At 41.0% G+C, this 17,507-nt stretch carries 15 protein-coding genes; 7 read left to right on the top strand and 8 right to left on the bottom strand.

Annotation, left to right across the window (positions count from 1 at the left end; translation table 11 throughout):
• Window positions 1–103: 103 nt before the first annotated feature.
• From AL038_RS05635 to AL038_RS05655, 5 genes are all read right to left on the bottom strand, one after another.
• Entirely contained in the window at window positions 104–2,191 is a 2,088-nt protein-coding gene (locus AL038_RS05635) for a heavy metal translocating P-type ATPase (protein ID WP_062150242.1), read from the bottom strand.
• Window positions 2,192–2,447: 256 nt separating this feature from the next.
• A complete protein-coding gene (locus tag AL038_RS05640; RefSeq protein ID WP_062150245.1) occupies window positions 2,448–3,050 on the bottom strand; it encodes a YtxH domain-containing protein in 603 nt (200 codons plus the stop codon).
• Window positions 3,051–3,052: 2 nt separating this feature from the next.
• Window positions 3,053–3,373 (bottom strand): hypothetical protein, encoded by a 321-nt coding sequence (locus AL038_RS05645; RefSeq protein ID WP_062150247.1) that lies wholly within the window; start codon window positions 3,371–3,373, stop codon window positions 3,053–3,055.
• The gene (locus tag AL038_RS05650) at window positions 3,373–3,750 is read right to left on the bottom strand and encodes a hypothetical protein (protein WP_145917062.1); all 378 of its coding nucleotides are present in this window, start codon (window positions 3,748–3,750) and stop codon (window positions 3,373–3,375) included. The genes AL038_RS05645 and AL038_RS05650 overlap by 1 nt, the downstream gene beginning before the upstream one ends.
• 10 nt (window positions 3,751–3,760) lie before the next feature.
• Window positions 3,761–4,126, bottom strand: a complete 366-nt coding sequence (locus AL038_RS05655; RefSeq protein WP_062150253.1) for an HMA2 domain-containing protein — start codon at window positions 4,124–4,126, stop codon at window positions 3,761–3,763.
• Window positions 4,127–4,276: 150 nt separating this feature from the next.
• Between AL038_RS05655 and AL038_RS05660 the strand changes: the two genes are divergently transcribed.
• The 4 genes from AL038_RS05660 (at window position 4,277) to AL038_RS05675 (ending at window position 7,397) form a co-directional block, all read left to right on the top strand.
• Entirely contained in the window at window positions 4,277–4,546 is a 270-nt protein-coding gene (locus tag AL038_RS05660; protein WP_062150255.1) for a FeoA family protein, read from the top strand.
• Window positions 4,547–4,561: 15 nt separating this feature from the next.
• On the top strand, window positions 4,562–4,795 hold the full coding sequence (locus AL038_RS05665) for a FeoA family protein (protein ID WP_062150256.1): 234 nt from the start codon (window positions 4,562–4,564) through the stop codon (window positions 4,793–4,795).
• The gene (gene feoB, locus AL038_RS05670) at window positions 4,795–7,110 is read left to right on the top strand and encodes a Fe(2+) transporter permease subunit FeoB (RefSeq protein ID WP_062150258.1); all 2,316 of its coding nucleotides are present in this window, start codon (window positions 4,795–4,797) and stop codon (window positions 7,108–7,110) included. The genes AL038_RS05665 and feoB overlap by 1 nt, the downstream gene beginning before the upstream one ends.
• Window positions 7,111–7,184: 74 nt before the next feature.
• Window positions 7,185–7,397: a FeoC-like transcriptional regulator gene (locus tag AL038_RS05675; protein ID WP_062150260.1), complete on the top strand. Its 213-nt coding sequence runs from the start codon at window positions 7,185–7,187 to the stop codon at window positions 7,395–7,397.
• Window positions 7,398–7,510: 113 nt separating this feature from the next.
• On the opposite strand, the gene AL038_RS05680 is transcribed toward AL038_RS05675, so the two are convergent.
• Window positions 7,511–8,392 (bottom strand): class I SAM-dependent methyltransferase, encoded by an 882-nt coding sequence (locus AL038_RS05680; protein ID WP_062150261.1) that lies wholly within the window; start codon window positions 8,390–8,392, stop codon window positions 7,511–7,513.
• 136 nt (window positions 8,393–8,528) lie between these two features.
• Between AL038_RS05680 and AL038_RS05685 the strand changes: the two genes are divergently transcribed.
• On the top strand, window positions 8,529–8,768 hold the full coding sequence (locus tag AL038_RS05685) for an FAD assembly factor SdhE (protein ID WP_062150263.1): 240 nt from the start codon (window positions 8,529–8,531) through the stop codon (window positions 8,766–8,768).
• Window positions 8,769–8,797: 29 nt separating this feature from the next.
• Window positions 8,798–9,565, top strand: a complete 768-nt coding sequence (locus AL038_RS05690) for a MipA/OmpV family protein (RefSeq protein ID WP_062150265.1) — start codon at window positions 8,798–8,800, stop codon at window positions 9,563–9,565.
• A gap of 33 nt (window positions 9,566–9,598) precedes the next feature.
• Here the strand turns inward: AL038_RS05690 and AL038_RS05695 are convergent, their stop codons facing one another.
• Both AL038_RS05695 and AL038_RS05700 read right to left on the bottom strand, forming a co-directional pair.
• Window positions 9,599–10,525 (bottom strand): tetratricopeptide repeat protein, encoded by a 927-nt coding sequence (locus AL038_RS05695; RefSeq protein ID WP_062150268.1) that lies wholly within the window; start codon window positions 10,523–10,525, stop codon window positions 9,599–9,601.
• 20 nt (window positions 10,526–10,545) lie between these two features.
• Window positions 10,546–15,810 carry an AAA family ATPase gene (locus AL038_RS05700; protein WP_062150271.1) on the bottom strand — a complete coding sequence of 1,755 codons (5,265 nt, stop codon included), beginning with the start codon at window positions 15,808–15,810 and terminating at the stop codon, window positions 10,546–10,548.
• A gap of 592 nt (window positions 15,811–16,402) precedes the next feature.
• Here AL038_RS05700 and nagZ point away from each other — a divergent pair.
• Complete coding sequence (gene nagZ, locus AL038_RS05705) at window positions 16,403–17,464, top strand: beta-N-acetylhexosaminidase (RefSeq protein WP_062150273.1); 1,062 nt, start codon at window positions 16,403–16,405, stop codon at window positions 17,462–17,464.
• Window positions 17,465–17,507 lie beyond the last annotated feature (43 nt).

Below are 17,507 nucleotides of genomic sequence, written 5' to 3' on the forward strand. Positions count from 1 at the left end.
CAGTTGATATTAAATCAGAATCATAATTATCAGGGCTGGAAACCCAAAAAACTGGAGTGGTAATTTAAGATTATATTACAGTATGTTACCGAATTCAGGTGACTTAGCGGAACTGTTTATACCGTGCGCCTGCCATTGCATTTAAGAGTATTCCTATTGTTGTCCCATTATGTAGAAGGGCAGAGAGTATGGGCGAAACTACACCCGACACCGCACCGATGGTTAAACCCGTATTAATCGCAGTGGATAAGTTAAAATGCCAATGAATCAGTTGCATCGTTGCTTTACTCAGGGCTTTAGCTTCCACTATTGTTGCAAGGTCATCATTGAGTAAAACCACGTCAGCCGTTGCACGTGCTAAATCTGCGCCTTTGGGCATTGCAATACCCACCATTGCCGAAATCAGTGCAGGTGCATCATTTACCCCATCCCCCACAAAAGCAACTTTATATCCTTGTGCTGTCAGTTGTTTGACAACCTTGGCTTTATCTTCGGGTTGACAATCTGCGTAAACATGGTCGATACCCAGTTCTGTTCCTAACGCCATCGCTTTGTCATGTTGGTCACCTGTTAGCATGACAATTTGTTGTATGCCCAGTTGGCGGAGGTGGTGGATAACCGTTTTTGCTTCAGGGCGGAGGTGGTCACGTAGGGCAACCACACCTAGCGGATGGTTATCCATTGCGATGTACAGCAGCGTTTTACCTTGTTTGAGCAGGTTACTAATGGTGCGGTTAAAGCGTTTGAAAGATACTTTTTCGTGTTCTTCTAAAAAGTGACGGCTACCAATTGCTACCCGTTGTCCGTTGACATGGGTTGTGAGTCCGTGCGCAATTAAATAATCAACTTCTTCGTGTTCTATATGTCCTATTTTTTCTTGGCGGGCAAATTGAACAATTGCATTTGCAATGGGATGGGTTGCATGTTCTTCAATGGAGGCAACCAGTGCAAGTAAACGGTCAGGTTGCCAATCTTTTGGGAAAAAAGTCTTTATATCAGTAACTTCTAATAAACCACTGGTTAGTGTGCCTGTTTTGTCAAAAACAAAGGTGTCTGCTTCAGCTAGGTTTTCAATGGCTTGTCCACCACGAAATAGTAGGCCTTGTTTCGCGCCATGATACATAGCGGATTTAATGGCAACAGGTGTACCCAGTTTGAGAGCGCAGGCATAATCCACAAGGAAAACTGAGGCAAGACGGTCTATATCGCGGGTCAGCAGGTAAACTGCTGTTCCTAATCCTAATGTGATGTAAACCCGTTTATTGGCAAGGTCTTCCGCTAAACATTGGGTTTTTGATTGTTGTTGGAGTGAATTTTCAATGAAATGGGCAATGCGGGCGGTCGTGGTTTCTGAGCCAACACGGGTGACGTGAATTCTAAGCCGTCCTTCTTCAATTACCGTTCCAGATAAGACTTTATCACCCATTTCCTTACGCACAGCAAGCGATTCGCCCGTGACAGAGGCTTGATTGACAGCGGCATTTCCACCAATGACTTTGCCGTCAATGGCTATCATATCGCCTGTGCCAACTTCTATGCAGTCACCTGCAATAAGTTCACTACAGTCGATTTGTAGTAGCGCGCCATCGCGTTCTACCCATGCTTGAGTTGGCAGGGGTTTGAGGAGATAGCGCAGTAGTGCATCGCTGTGTCGTTCGGTTTTGTGTTCTAAATATTCACCTAGATTAAGTAAACCTTGCGTTGCAACGGCGGTGAAGTATTCTCCACGGCTAGCAGCCAGCCCGATAGCTAAACTGTCTAAAACTTCTACTTTAATGCCACGGGTGAATAATACAGTCGTGCCATGCCATATTGTTGGGGCAACAACGGCATAAGTCAGTAAACGACGGGCGGTGGGTTTGAGCAGGGGCAAACTAAGTAAACTAAGCCCTGCTACAAAAATACCCGCAGGACTAGGTGTAACCTCGTTATATTCACCATCAGGCAGGGTAATGGTAATTGCATCAGCAAAGCGTTCTTTAAACCAGCGGAAAATAGCCATGCGATGTGAGGCTTGTCCATCATAATTAACGACCACACTTCCCGCGATGGGATTTAGGCGTACGCTCCGCACACCACTTAAACTCGATAAACTGGCTTCTAAATGGAGATGGTCTAGCTTGCGGTTGGCGAGTCGTATGGATTTAAAGCGTAAGCGTCGTGGTAGTTCGTGGACAAGTTCGATAGACATTTGAAATCTCTAAAATTAGCTGTATATTTTTTATTAAAACTCTACATTTAAGATATCGGATAAAACAATAAAATAGGGTCGTGCTAAATAAGTCAGTTAGAAAACTATATATGCTTATCTTTTTCTGTTCAGTTCCGCCCAATTTTTATTTCTCGTTATTTAAGTATCTAACTATAAGGATTCAAAGCGGATGTTATATATCTGGATACCACTGCTCTGTGCAGTAGTATCTGTATTTTTGCCGACAAAGATGAGGCTATTTTTGTGATTCTGATTTAATTTCTGCCTCTGCATCTTGGAAGCGTTCTTTTACTTCTTCAATGCCACCTTGTAAGGTATTCCAAACTTTAACTAATGATTTTATTGTATTTTTTTGTAGTGATTCGTTGGTGAGTAAGAAGGTTAGTGCCGCACCTGTAATTGCACCCTTTAAAAACCGTTCATCACGGAAATTAAAAAAACTCGCAAAACTTTGGTCATGTGCGCCCGTTACAGGTGCAGGGGCTGGAAGTGGCGCATTATAAACGGGTGGATAGCCATAATAGTGTGCGGGTACTTGTCCTTGAGGCATCACGCCTTGTTGTGCATAGTAGGGTGGAGGAACGGGTGAATAGTAGGCTTGTGCATATTGAGCGTGTAGATGGGCGTGATGAGGGTCGCATCCTTGATATGGATTGTATTGTTGAGGATAGCCAACGGGTGGTGCATAACCACCTTGTGGGGCGGTCTGTTGTTGTCCATAGTTTGGTGGGGGCGGATAAGCAGGGGGCATTTGTGCGGTTTGTTGTGCAACAGGTGGTACAGGCGCGCCTGCTTGAATATTGGTTTGAGGGTTTTGTGGTATTTGTTGATTATCCATAATTAAGCACCTTTTTCTTGATTAAGCGTATAAATTAATGCAGTTCCTGCAACAAACATGGTTGCAACCGTTGCAAGATTGGAATGATGCGGGCTAATATTTTGTCCTATTGCGGTTACAACGGCGGTTGCAAGCCCAGTTGCTACCCCTGCTTTTAATACTTCGCCAACAGGATTTTTGCGGTCTTCTGGGGATTTGCGCAGTTGTGTTGCAGTCGCTACCGTACTGCCTATCATTGCGCCAAGAAACACATTGTGAAGTAATGAGGTTGTTTGTGGTGCAAGGGGGTAGAAGGTTGGATAGTAGTGTTCTGGATAACTCATTATTTTTTATCCTTTAGAGGCATAAGTGGTAGTGCGTAAAGTAAGTCTATTTCTGTGAGTATGTGGGGAATTTCTGAGGAAGAAGCCGATAACAAACGTTCCCACCATGTTGCTTGGATGCGTTGTGGGTCATAAACAATGAGCAGTGAAGCGGCGGGTTTATTGATACGTAATTCGAGAATGCCTGGTAAAGTTGCGAGCTTGGTTTTTAGGAAGTTGTCGGATAAATTTGGCAAAATTGCCAATATGCCCGGTAGTAAGCGTAAGCGCAATCGTCCGTGAATATGATGAACTACCTGTAAATGGGGCAACACTTCTGGCAACCATTGCCAGTCTATGGGCTGTATTGGCGTGGACATATTTGTGTAAAAGGACATCGTGCGTTATTTATAAAAAGGCTTTTGCAAATGAAAGCATGGATGTTTCTAAACTCTTTTTAACAACAGCACCAAATAATGCATTGCCCAATAATGCGCCCGTGTGGTTAGCAGCACTGCGTTGTGACAAGGCGGTCGTCAACCCGCTTTCTAAACAACCTACTTTGTGAAGTTGATATAGAATATCGTCCCCCGTCAAACAGCTAGGGTCATAATGGACTAATAAACTTCCTGTTTTTTGATTCATTTGACAACTTTCTATTCCGTTTAATTGCATTAGCAATACTTCTAATTCGGCAAATTGACACGTTGCATACCGCAATTTGTCTGTCCGCACTCGCAACCGTCCGGGAATATGGTGAATATAGGCACTCATAACTGTTCTCCTCTTACAAAAAATAATCACGTAAAAACAATTCATCTGGCTTTAATATAGATTCTAAAGGGGATTATTTGCAAACGCAAGTGAGAATCATTATTATTACAAGATAATTATCTAACCATATAATCTATACAGGACATCGTCATGCTGATGAACACACAAACATCGCTGCACAGTTACCCGCTCAACTTAGCACCAGAAGGGGAATGGCTGATTGTGAGTGCGATTAAAGCGGATAAACAAATTCATGCACGTTTAGCTGCGATGGGAATTGTTGAAGGCTGTGAGCTACAAGTGCTTAATCGACAAGCAACAAATGGTGGTTTTGTCGTGCGTTGTGGAGAAACGCGTTGGGCCATTGATAAAGGTATCGCCTATCGGATTTTTGTTACCACAGCCCCTGCTAAATCATAGGAGTTACCATTTAATATGATGCGTTTAAATGAGTTAAAGATTGGTGAAGATGGCGTGGTGAAAGGGTTTGATAAAAGTGTTCCGGGATATCGTCAAAAATTATTAGCCATGGGCTTAACACCCGGAACCGCTTTTACCATTACCCGTTATGCCCCTATCGGTGACCCAATAGAAATTCGAGTGCGCGATTTTGCACTCAGCCTACGTAAAGATGAAGCAAACGCAATTTTAGTAGAAAAGAGGGCATAATGGCTAAATGGACTGTCGGGGTGATTGGTAACCCAAACTGTGGTAAGACCACACTTTTTAATGCTTTAACAGGCTCTAAACAGCGGGTTGGTAACTGGCCTGGTGTTACCGTAGAACGCAAAACGGGTTACTACCGTTATGCAGATCAAAATATTGAATTAGTTGATTTACCTGGTATTTACTCTATAGATACCACGCCCGGACATACTTCATTAGATGAAGCTGTTGCTCAAGAATATACGCTTTCTGGCGAAGCGGATTTAATCATTAATATTATTGATGCCTCTAATTTAGAACGGAATTTATATCTCACAACGCAATTATTAGAAATGCACGTCCCCTTGTTGGTTGTGTTAAACATGATGGACATGCTGGCAGAACGTGGCACAACCATCGATATTGCCAAACTTTCAGAACAATTAGGCACACCTGTTATTCCTATCGTTGCCGCGAAAACAGAAGGTTTAGAATACCTTAAACAAAAAATTAATGAACATTGTGCGCGAAAAGAATTACCCCTTCATAAACCCAGCTATCCTGCTGTTTTAGAAGATGCATTACAAACATTAATTCCCCATGTTAAAACCATTCTCCCTGCGGAACATCAACCTTATCACCATTGGTTTAGTCTAAAACTCTTAGAAGACATCAATATCATTCAGCAACCCTTACCCTCTAGCTTGCATGAGCTGGTTAAACAACAGCAAATCATTGTCAAAGACAATTTAGATGAAGATATTGATATTATCATCGCGGATGCACGTTATAGCTTTATCAACACAATTAACGACATCGCGGTTAAGAAAAACCGACAATTACACCGCTCGCTGTCTGACAAAATCGATAACATCGTCCTCAATCGTCTTTTGGGAATACCGATTTTTTTAACTGTCATGTACTTAATGTTTTTATTTACGGTGAATATTGGCGGTGCGTTTATTGATTTCTTCGATATTCTCTTTGGCACGCTGTTTGTTGAAGGCTTTAGTCACTTACTCAGCTATTACGGTGTAAGTGATTGGATAGTCACTTTATTTGCCAATGGTATAGGGGGAGGTGTGCAAGTGGTTGCGACTTTTATCCCTGTCATTGCATTTCTCTTCCTCTTTCTCTCCATGCTTGAAGACTCTGGCTATATGGCACGGGCAGCGTTTGTTATGGATAGATTTATGCGCTTTATCGGCTTACCAGGAAAATCCTTTGTACCCATGATTGTTGGCTTTGGCTGCAATGTCCCTGCCATCATGTCTGCACGCACACTAGAACACCGTCGTGACCGTTATTTAACTATCCTAATGAATCCCTTCATGTCATGCGGTGCGCGCTTGCCCGTTTATGCACTCTTTGCAGCAGCATTTTTTCCCGTTGGCGGACAAAATATTGTTTTCGGCTTATATCTAATCGGTATTCTCGTTGCGGTACTCACGGGTTTATTAATGAAACATACCTTATTCAAAGGAGAAGCGGGCTACTTCGTCATGGAATTACCCGCTTATCATTTACCAACGGCAAAAAATATTCTCCTGCACACATGGGAACGACTAAAAGGCTTTGTCGTGCGGGCGGGTAAAGTGATTGTACCGATGGTTATTGTGATTAACTTTCTCAACTCATGGGGTATAGACGGCTCATTTGGTAAAGACAACACAGACCAATCCGTTTTAAGCACAATCGGGCGTACTCTCACCCCTGCTTTTGAACCTATGGGCATTCGTGAAGATAACTGGCCAGCGGTTGTTGGCATTTTTACAGGTGTTTTGGCAAAAGAAGTTGTTGTTGGCACATTAGATGCGATTTATTCCCAAGAAGCCCAAGGCGAGACCATTAAAGAAGTGAAACCTTTTGATTTATTGGCGGGTATTCAAAGCGCATTTGCTACCATTCCAGATAATTTAATATCTGTTTTCAGTAATTTACTTGACCCATTAGGTTTTCAAGCAGCAGAATCTGATTCCCAAGAAACCAGTAGTGGAACATTTGCAGAAATGCGTCAACACTTTGATGGACAAATTGGTGCATTTGCTTTCTTACTATTTATTCTGATGTATTTTCCTTGTACAGCGGCAACCGCAACCATTTATCGAGAAACCAGCGCGGGCTATGCGGTTTTTGTTGCTAGCTGGACAACAGGAGTGGCTTATTTCTCCGCAACTTTATTTTATCAAATAGCCAGTTATGCAGCACATCCTCTGCAAACACTATTTTGGGTTGGTTTATTGTTCAGCTTTCTTGCTTTTACCATTTTTATCTTATACCTGCTAGGACAAAAACGGGGGCAACCGCTCGTACTTGCCAACTCGGAACAAACGGGCTAAAAACCATTTATGTCTGCACCCCTGATTTATCTTGTATCTGATACAGTGTGCGACATTGTTGTTTAGGAGAAACTATGACACTAACAACACTAAAACTCTATTTAATTCAACGTAACCAAGTAACACTTACTGATTTAGCCAATCATTTTAATCGTGACCCAGAAACGGTAAAAGCAGCATTAAGCCATTGGATACAAAAAGGCAAAGTCAAACACAATATTGCTGAAGCCTGCCAAAAAAGCTGTTGTAAAAATAATGGGATGGATATTTATGAATGGTTGGGATAATACGTAATTAAAGGGATAACATCGCCTTGAGCGATGTTATCCTAGCGGTGTTAGTCGCGCGATTTGAAAAAAACCATCTCTAACGCCTTGATGTTTACTTTATAATGAAAGCATTATTTTGTAGCATACAGAAATATAATAAAATCACCGTAATAATGACGAGTTGCAGATTGTGCAATAAAAATATCAACCCCGCTAAAACCAATCGCATAAAGTAAATCAACAAGGTCAGCTCCGAAATCATGGAAGCATAAAATTCCCTCATTACCAATAAAATTATGGTGATAAGCAGGTTCTAATAAATGCTTGACTTGACCCTCTGTATTATCAATATAAGCTCTTGTTACTGTAGATTTTAATCTTGGATTAATCGGCGTTGATAAAAGGGTATGTCCGCCTTGTTTAAGCGTTCTATAAATCTCTGTAAGGGCAAGTTTATAGTCATTTACGTGTTCAAGTACATCAAATGATAGAATTAACCCCAAACTATTGTCTGAAAAAGATAATTTGGTTATATCCTCATGAGATACTCTTTTTTCTTGGTAAGGATAAAGATGACCACCGATTTTATCTTCACCCAAATATTCACTGCCTATTAAGGCTGGAATCTTCTCTTTTAAAGCGAAATACAAGGGTGTAACCGCTTCTGTGGCATACGCCGATTTTATACCTGTTAAAATAAGCCTATCGACTAAGTCAACCGTTGCACGTGTTCTAGCATTGAAATGGCATTCTTGGCAAATAGCATCTTCTCGCCAGTTAATAAACATGCCATTTTTTATTGCATGATGAAGTGAATGGGAGAAAATCATTGCGGTCATCTTGTTACAAACACTACACCATCCATTAACAGAAGATATATTATTAGCAACGATTTGTTGTTCTAAATCCATCGTCGACAGAAAATTAAACGCCTGAAATGTTTCTACCTTAAAAAAAGAATTTTCCTTTTTTGTGGAGATTGACTTTTTTAAGAATTTAAATAAGTTTTTCATATTATTTATCATTGTATTAGTTTTTTAAAAGCTATCACTTTGCTATAAAATTAGCAATATCCTGCTTCAGGATAAGAATAACGGGTTTATATTTGATTTTATTATTGATATTTGCAATTTACAAATAGGATTTTTTATGAGCAATCTCTCAAAACTCAAATGGCATTGTCGACGTGGGATGAAGGAACTCGACATTGTTTTTACTCGGTATTTAGATAATGCCTATCCTTCAGCTTCTACTGAGGAAAAAGCCTTATTTGAGGCTATATTAGACTGGCAAGACATGGAAATTTATAATTATTTGTTGGAACGTGCTACACCGACTGACCATCAAGTTGTTAATTTTTTTAATAAATTACGCCAATTCAGTATATAACGCGCTGCGTTATTCATAAGGTAAAAAATATGATACGACACAAAATACTGGGTTTATGCGGATTTTTACTGCTGCTAAACCCCGTTTATGCTGCCTCACCAACAGGAACAGGCTGGAAAGGCAGTATTGGGCTTGGTGTGTTGTGGAAAGCAGAACCCTATAAAGAAACGGATGATACTGTTTTACCTATTCCCTTGATAAATTTAAAGTACGAGCGTTTTTATATTCAGGGTTTAACAACGGGTTATAAGCTAATCGATGATTTACAGGGGAGTGTCGACTTGATTGCCAAACCACGGTTAGAAGGCTATGACGCAGGTGATAGTGATTATCTAGCGGGTATGGAAGACCGTGATAAGTCGTTAGATATGGGGTTAGCCGTCAATATGCAGTTTGGGCGGATTATTTTAAATACAACGGCTGTGTCTGACGTGTTAGGGAAGAGCAACGGGCAAGAGTTGAGCGCGAAAATTGGATATAACCTTGTATTTGGCGGTGTAGGACAGTCTGTTTTACGGCTCACGCCTACGGTTGGGGTCATGTGGTTAAGTGCAGATATGGTTGATTATTATTATGGTGTTCGTGCAGAAGAAGCGCGTTTAGACCGTCCGTCCTATGTTGGAGAATCTAGCTTTAATTTAACGGCAGGATTAAGCGCGAATTATTTTTTTATGGCAAATTCGGGAATTACGGCGGGCATTAATTACGAGTTATTGGGCAGTGAGATTGCGGATAGTCCTTTGTTAGAAAAAGATTATACGGTCAGCATTTTTGCAGGATATGCTTGGCGGTTTTAGCCTAATCGCTTGATTATTTTATTAATATATTTTTTACCAAGGTTGGTGTGGTGGTGGCAATGAGGTTTTTTCCGCGTCTAACTGAAACTGTTGTTGTAACAATTTAGCAGGGTTGTCTGTTACGCGATTTAACAAAATATCTGCCAGCATTTCTGCTTCGTTGGCATGATTTGCGGGGGTTGCAAAAGAAGAGAGTGCTGCTTTTTGCGCGGGATTATTGGTCTCTTCGCCCTGCTCCGCTTGTTGGTTTTTACTGTCATCAATGGGGGGATTGTCTGGCGGTGTCACGGGTTGGGTTAGCGGTGTCTCTCCACCTTGACGTTGTTTATCACGGTTTACGTCGGGCGGTGTTGCGGATTTTTGTCCTTGTTGTTTGGCTTCTAGCTCGCCTTGTTGTCCGCCTTGCTTGTCGCCGATGTTATCGCTGCCCCCTTTTGCATTATCCTGTTTTTGTGTGTCTTGGCTTTTTTGTCCTTTATCAAGTTCGCCGCCTTTTTTATCGCCTGTTTCTGGTTGCGGTTGTTGACTTTTATCGGCACCGCCATTGTTGGGCTGTTGCGGTTTTTCTAGGCGTTTTTGGGTGAGGGCGAGATTGTGTTGTGCATCCGTATGGGTTGGGTCTGCACTTAACACTTTTTGATAGGATAGTAGGGCTTTATCGTATTCACCCAGTTGATAATAGGTATTGCCTAAATTGTATTCTGCATCGATTAAACGGGTCGGGGTTTCTACCGTTGCAAAGGCTTTAACGGCTTGTTCAAAATTCCCCGCCCGATATAAGGCAATGCCTTGATTATAAGGGTCAGTAAACAGCGAAGCGGCAACCGCATAATGACCTTGCGCAAACGCATCCAAGGCTTGTTGGTCGGCATTGTGAAAATGCAGTTGCCAAGCCGAGGCGGTTTGTGCAAAACCCACGGCAGATATGACGCAAATAAGGCGTATTTGCTTTTTTAACATTATGTTTTAGCCGATTAATCTTAACGTTGTTTTAATACCAGCAGGGTGATGTCATCGGCAATATTTTGTTTGCCAATGTGTTGTCGTACATCAGCAATGACAGCTTGTTGTATCTCGGCAGCACTTTGATGCCAATAACGGCTGACAATTGTGCATAGGCGTTGAATGTCATAGTTGGTCTTTGTTACATTGCGGGCTTCGGTAATCCCATCCGTATATAATACGATGCCGTCCCCTGATTCTAGTTGAATTTCTCGTTGTGCAATCCAAGGGGAAATATCTGCCTCCATGCCCACCATAAATCCTAAGCCTAGCGTATCAATGCGTTCAATATGCCCATTTTTCCGCACCAGTAGCACTTCTTCATGTTGTCCTGTCAGTTGCAATTTGCCGTCGTGGTAATCTAACAGTGACAAAGTAAGATTTTTGTCGGTTTGCATCCGTTGGGCATTTTGGTAAATCGTTTGATTGACAATATTTAGGAATTCTTTTGGATTATTGATACCCGCTAGCAATAATGCCCGCACGGTGGTTTGTACCATGAGCATTAACACGCCGCTTTCTAGCCCGTGTCCTGTGACATCGCCAATCCCGATTTTTACTCGTCCGTCATGGTTGAGTATTTCGTAGTAATCACCACCAACTTCTACAGCAGGTTCCATAAAGCAGGCAATATCTAGTGCTTCAATCTGTCGTAGTTCTTCTTCGCGGGGTAAAACCATTTGTTGTAGTTGGCGCGCAACGCTTAATTCAGCACCCATGCGTAAATTTTCAGCTTTTAGTTGTTCATTTAAGGCGGTGATTTGTTGGTTGGCCGCTGCTAGCTGTGCCGTCCGGATTTCAACTTTTTGTTCTAAAGTGCGGTATAGCAGTGCATTTTCTAGTGAAATAGCGGCTTGCGAAGAAAGCATTTCTAAGAGTTTTAAACGGGCTGGGGTAAACGCGCCTTCTGTTACATTGTTTTCTAAGTATAAAATCCCCATCATTTTTCCCTGATGAATAATGGGGTTACATAAAACAGATTTGAGTTGTTGTTGTTGAACGTAGCTGTTTTGTACATACATGCCTTCTTGGCGTGCGTTGGCTAGAACAACGGCTTCGCGCGTCCGCATGACGTAGTTGATAATCGCGGTAGGTGTGCGTCCTTCTATGGGTAACGATTGTAAAACGGTTACTTCTTCACTTTTAAACGCGCCTTCTGCCTCAATTAACCATTGTCCATCTTGTTTTAAAATCAGCAGTCCGCGCTCTGCACCCGCATTTTCAATGACAATGTGCATCATTTTTTCTAGTAATTGGCTGAGTACCATTTCACCAGACAGGGCTTGCGTGGCTTTCATAACGCTTTCTAGGTCTAACCAATTTGATGTACGGATGCGTGTTCGCGTACTCATCATCACGGTAGCCGTGCTGGTTAAGCTGTCAATAGTTGGAATGACAGGTGCTGTTTTAGCAGTAAGCCATTGTGGATATTTGGCTTCTAGCTGGCTGACTTTGGCTAATGCACCCCATTGTTGATAGTGGTATCGTGCTTCTTGTAAATAGGTTTGGGCGAATTTATCCATGCCTTGCATGAGGTAGAAACGTGCAGCAAGTTCGTAGGCAAGGGCTTGTTCTTGAATATAATCATTTTCTCGCGCGTTTTGAATCGCATTTTCATAATCTTGCATTGCTTTCCAACGGTTACCCAATACCCGTGCTAACTCAGCCTCTACTAACAAAAATTTGTGTAGATGGTTCATGGGTGCGTGGTCTGCGAAATGTTTTAGTTGTTGTTGATTCGCTATTACTTTATTGAGAAGAACTGTTTGGTGTTTTGCATCACGGAGTGTGTACACTTGTAGGCAAGTGAGTGATTCATAGAAATTTGCTACGGGAACAGACACCATGGCGAACATGCCGCCTTTATGCTGTTCTGCAAGTGTTGCATTTTCTAGGGCTTTCTCGTAGTCATCAAATAGATAGCAGAGTATTAGTGTATTAACATAGAAAGCTGCTAATGCGGATTGATTATTTGTGTTTTGCAGGAGGGGCAACATCTGTGATTGATTGAATGCTTGTCCATCCAAGTATTGTGGCAAAGATTCTGCCTGCCCTAACAGGTTAAATACGGCTTGTCGAAACGAACTTTGCCAACGAATCCCTGTTTCTGCTCGTATGCGTTGCATACCATCATTGTAACAGGTCATTTGTCGCGCTAATTCTTGCAGTTCTGTGCCTGCAAAATAAGCGTTGCAGGAGTAGAAAAAGGCGTTATATCCTGCGTATTCTAAATCCCCTGTTTCTAAACCACTTTGATAGCCGATTTCTAGATTAGGCAGTGTGTCTTTTAGTGCTTGCTTAAAATGCCAAACATGACCATTAACCACTTCAAGGGTTTTGGATTTAAATTTGGTATCCCCTGATTTTTCTAGCAGTTTGGTCGCTAGTTGTCCAAAACGATAACCTGTGTCTAAATCGTTAGTAACCCCACAAAGTAACAGCGCGTAACACGCATACACATAGGCGGATTCGCTGGTGTTACCATGCGTAATGGATAAATCAACCTGACGCAAGATAAGCAATAAGAATAATTTGGGTCTGCCAATGTAGGCAGCCGCTGTAGATTTTGCGACAACACGCATGATAGCTAATTTGGTTTTATCTAGCATTTCGGGCAAATTGACCAAGTCCTCAATCGTTGTTGTCGTATAACGAGCCTGCAATTCTCTTAATGCGGTTTGAAATGCCTCATCGTCTGGATAACTAGGAAGTGCCAAACCTAAACGGTTTAAAATTTCTAGTGCCGTATCTAGGGTTTCTTGTAGTTTCCCTTCGGACATATAGCCATGAATTTTGCTTTCATACGCACTTGCCATGTCCACAGGTGTTTTAGCATGTTTAGTGATAAGCGTAAATAATACATCTAGTTGTTTAAAATCGCCTATTAAACTGGCCATTTCTGCGGCTAATGAATGGAGTTCTAACGTGAAGTTATAGTGCGTCTTCCATGTGTCTTGCTCTAATAATTGCAATCCAAAGACACAATATTTTAATGCGGCATCAAACGCGGCAGACATCTTTGCCCGTTTACCTGCTAACAAATTTAATTGCGCTATTTTAGATTTATCTTTCTCTGTAAGCAGATGTAACCCGATATTAAGATGGTCAACTACTTCAAATAGACGATTTTCTGTTGCGGTTGAATCTTGCAATAACAATTGCCCAATAGTCCAATGTAAGGCAGGTTTTTCTGCCTCTGGAATCAGTGCGTAAATAGATTGTTGTACACGGTCATGAATAAATTTATAGGTATTGCCAACGGTTATAATCATACCTTCTGTTAAGGCTTGCCACAGTTGGATTTGTACTTCTGAAATAGACTTTTTAGCAATTTTAGCCAATGTCACCAGCTCAAAGGTATTACCTAAACAGGCGGCTAGTTTCAAAATATGTTGGGTTGTTGGCTGTAATTGCTTAACTTTATTCCCCATTAATTCTACTACGTTATCGGTGATATTCCGTGCTTGAATTTGCGTTAAATCCCATACCCAAGCCCGTTTTTGACAATCAAATTGTAATAGACTTTCTGTATATAACGTTTTGATAAACTCGCCTAAAAAGAAAGGGTTTCCGCCCGTTTTTTCCAACAGTAATTCAGCCAATCCCTGCAATTTAGCCAATGTGGACAACTCTTTTTTCAGATTTAGCGTATCTGCAAGAAACTGTACGATATGTGGTAAACCCAATGGGGTAAGCGTTACCGTTTGTATGGTCACTGACGTTTTTTGTAATTCGTTTAAAGTGGTCAGCAAGGGATGTGTTGCATTAACTTCATTATCTCGATAAGCCCCGATTAAAAATAAATAGGGAATATCGCTCATCATCAAGCTCATTAACTTAAGGCTTGCAGAATCAGCCCACTGTAAATCATCTAGGAATATAACGAGGGGATGCTCTACTTGACAGCAAGCACGAATAAAATTTTGAAAAACAAAATTAAATCTATTCTGTGCCTCTGTAGGTGGCAACGGCGACACAGGGGGGAGTTTTCCTAACAATAGTTCTATTTCAGGAATCACATCACTGATAACTTGTCCATTACAACCAACAGCGGCTAATAAGCGTTGTTGCCAACATTCTAGTGGCACGCTAGACTCAGTTAGTAGTTGTTGAATAAGTTGTCTAAAAGACTGAATTAACGCGGAATAAGGAATATTACGTTGTAGCTGGTCAAATTTACCTGCACAAAAATAACCCCGTTTTGCCGTGATGGGTTTATAGATTTCCTGTACTAGCGCGGTTTTACCAATCCCTGAATAACCCGCAATCAGCAACAACTCGGCCGTTCCCTGACTTACGCGCTCAAAAGCCTGCCACAGCGTATGAATTTCTGCTTCACGTCCATAGAGTTTTTGCGGTAAATGAAAACTGCCTGAAATATCTTGTTGCGCTAATCCAAAAGAAAAATGGGTTAAATGCTCAATGTGGGCTAAACAAACTTGTAAATCATGCTTCACACCAAAAGCAGATTGATAGCGGTCTTCTGCATTTTTTGCCATTAACTTTATGATAATATCAGATAAAATGGGTGGAACATCTGCATTTATCTGACAAACAGGTTCAGGACGTTTAGCAATATGTCCATGAATCACTTCTAATAAATCCGTTGAAGTAAAAGGCAATTGTCCTGTTAATAATTCATAAAAGGTAATCCCTAGAGAATACAAATCTGTCCGATAATCTAGTACACGATTCATTCGCCCTGTCTGTTCAGGAGACAAATAAGCCAATGTCCCTTCTAGCTGCTCGGGGCTTTTAAGGGTTGGGTTTTCGCGTGGCAGACGGCTGGCAATTCCAAAATCTATAATTTTTAACTGATTAGTTTCTGGATTCCAAACGATATTCGCAGGATTAATATCTTTATGAATAATGTGGTCGGCATACAAATGGTCTAGGCTATCTGCAATTTGAATTGCCAGCGGTAAGAATTCTTGCACGGTTAAACGGCGTTTTACAATGAGGTGTTTTAACGACTCTCCACCAAAATCTTCTAACACAATCACCAATGTATTCTGGAGTTTTTCCAAGCTATAGGCTTTAACCACACCATCAACTTGATCAAGACAGCGTGTTATTTCATATTCTTGCCGATAGCGCATCAATTCTTCAGGTGAAGGGTAATCTTCTTTTAACACCTTGAGGATAACCTTCAAATTATCCTTGTTTCTTGCACCACGATAAATAACAGAGTTAGCACTTTCATAGATTTGTGTTTGTACTTGATAATTCGGTAAATTCAACATGGGGTCAAACTCCTTTGATGTTGTTATTAGTATTCGAGATTCAGGAGAAATATCTTTACTAAATAAGATAATGAAAAGCCAAAATTATTTTTCCCACATTATTTTAGTGTTAATTGTTTTTTATAGGGAATATACGTGTTTTATGCAAACGATAAGCCATTATTATTAGTCGTGCAAAGCATTATCAATATCGAATCAACAGTTATAAGTATAACCTTACAATAGCTTTAAATGTGTTAGAGCGGGCAATTTATACGTTTAATACTGATTAGACAGCTTTAGATTATTTGCACTTAATTTTAGCTGGTTATAATTTTGGACATATTGATTCAATTTGTGTTTTAGCACAAAAATTCAATAGTTATTTATAATTAAAGCATCGTACTAAATAAATCGAGATTAATAAAACATCTTGTGTGAACGGCTACACAAAATCATCACATAGATAACTTTGATTTAAAAAGATTTAATTAAAAAACAATTTATCCTGACTTATTTTGATACATTCTAAAACAGAACTTTATATGATAAATCTCATATCAAAACTTAAAATATAATTTATTCTCTTATTTCTTAAAAATTGGAATCTACTATGGCACTTGGGCATTTAATGATAGACCTAGAAGGTCTGTATTTAACGATAGAAGAACGTGAGTTATTAAAACATCCTCTCGTTGGTGGCGTTATTTTATTCAGCCGTAATTATGAATCTCCTGAACAAGTTGCTGCATTAACAGCCGACATTCATGCACTGCGAACGCCGCCTTTATTAATTGCGGTTGATCATGAAGGTGGACGGGTGCAACGTTTTCGCCAAGGTTTTACCCGTTTACCTGCCAGTGCGCGACTGGGTCAGCTTTACGACCAACAACCCCGTTTAGCGATACATTATGCTGAACAAGTGGGTTGGTTAATGGCGATAGAATTACGAGCTGTTGGTGTCGATTTTAGTTTTGCACCCGTCATCGATTTAGGGAAAGGAATTAGCAGTGTTATTGGGGATAGGGCATTACACCAAAACCCTGATGTTATAACACATTTAGCGCAAGCATTATTATTAGGAATGCGCCAAGCTGGCATGGCAGCCGTAGGCAAACATTTTCCCGGTCATGGTTCTGTCGTTGCAGATTCGCATCATGCGGTTCCTGTTGATGAGCGCGATTTTACCGATATTCAATTTACCGACCTTGTACCTTTTGCCCGTCTGATTAAAAATGACCTCGCTGCTATCATGCCTGCACATGTGATTTACCCTAAAGTGGATAGTATTCCTGCGGGATTTTCTGCACGTTGGTTACAAAATATTTTACGCACGCAACTAGGATTTCAAGGCGTTATTTTTAGTGATGATATCAGTATGGCAGGGGCTGCGGTGATGGGGGATGTGACGGCGCGCGCACAGCAAGCCTTACACGCGGGTTGCGATATGGTATTAATTTGTCAAGACAGAGAGGCAGCTATACAGGTGATTGATCATTTAGGCACATATCATTCACCTGTTTCACAAGCCCGTTTGATTCGAATGCACGGACAAAAAGCCTTGCAATGGCAACAATTAGCTCAGCAACCCCAGTGGATAAAGGCTCAAGAAATTTGTATCGCACTAGAAAAACAACCTGAAATCGATTTAGACAATGGGGAACAATTGGCATAATAAAAAAAGGGCGATAATAATCGCCCCTCTCAAACATTATAAA

The sequence above is a fragment of the Beggiatoa leptomitoformis genome (assembly GCF_001305575.3).
Taxonomy (GTDB): domain Bacteria; phylum Pseudomonadota; class Gammaproteobacteria; order Beggiatoales; family Beggiatoaceae; genus Beggiatoa; species Beggiatoa leptomitoformis.

Coding starts and splice junctions, on each gene's coding strand:
- AL038_RS05635 (WP_062150242.1), bottom strand. CDS start 2,191: ATGTCTATCGAACTTGTCCACGAACTACCACGACGCTTACGCTTTAAA.
- AL038_RS05640 (WP_062150245.1), bottom strand. CDS start 3,050: ATGGATAATCAACAAATACCACAAAACCCTCAAACCAATATTCAAGCA.
- AL038_RS05645 (WP_062150247.1), bottom strand. CDS start 3,373: ATGAGTTATCCAGAACACTACTATCCAACCTTCTACCCCCTTGCACCA.
- AL038_RS05650 (WP_145917062.1), bottom strand. CDS start 3,750: ATGTCCTTTTACACAAATATGTCCACGCCAATACAGCCCATAGACTGG.
- AL038_RS05655 (WP_062150253.1), bottom strand. CDS start 4,126: ATGAGTGCCTATATTCACCATATTCCCGGACGGTTGCGAGTGCGGACA.
- AL038_RS05660 (WP_062150255.1), top strand. CDS start 4,277: ATGCTGATGAACACACAAACATCGCTGCACAGTTACCCGCTCAACTTA.
- AL038_RS05665 (WP_062150256.1), top strand. CDS start 4,562: ATGATGCGTTTAAATGAGTTAAAGATTGGTGAAGATGGCGTGGTGAAA.
- feoB (WP_062150258.1), top strand. CDS start 4,795: ATGGCTAAATGGACTGTCGGGGTGATTGGTAACCCAAACTGTGGTAAG.
- AL038_RS05675 (WP_062150260.1), top strand. CDS start 7,185: ATGACACTAACAACACTAAAACTCTATTTAATTCAACGTAACCAAGTA.
- AL038_RS05680 (WP_062150261.1), bottom strand. CDS start 8,392: ATGAAAAACTTATTTAAATTCTTAAAAAAGTCAATCTCCACAAAAAAG.
- AL038_RS05685 (WP_062150263.1), top strand. CDS start 8,529: ATGAGCAATCTCTCAAAACTCAAATGGCATTGTCGACGTGGGATGAAG.
- AL038_RS05690 (WP_062150265.1), top strand. CDS start 8,798: ATGATACGACACAAAATACTGGGTTTATGCGGATTTTTACTGCTGCTA.
- AL038_RS05695 (WP_062150268.1), bottom strand. CDS start 10,525: ATGTTAAAAAAGCAAATACGCCTTATTTGCGTCATATCTGCCGTGGGT.
- AL038_RS05700 (WP_062150271.1), bottom strand. CDS start 15,810: ATGTTGAATTTACCGAATTATCAAGTACAAACACAAATCTATGAAAGT.
- nagZ (WP_062150273.1), top strand. CDS start 16,403: ATGGCACTTGGGCATTTAATGATAGACCTAGAAGGTCTGTATTTAACG.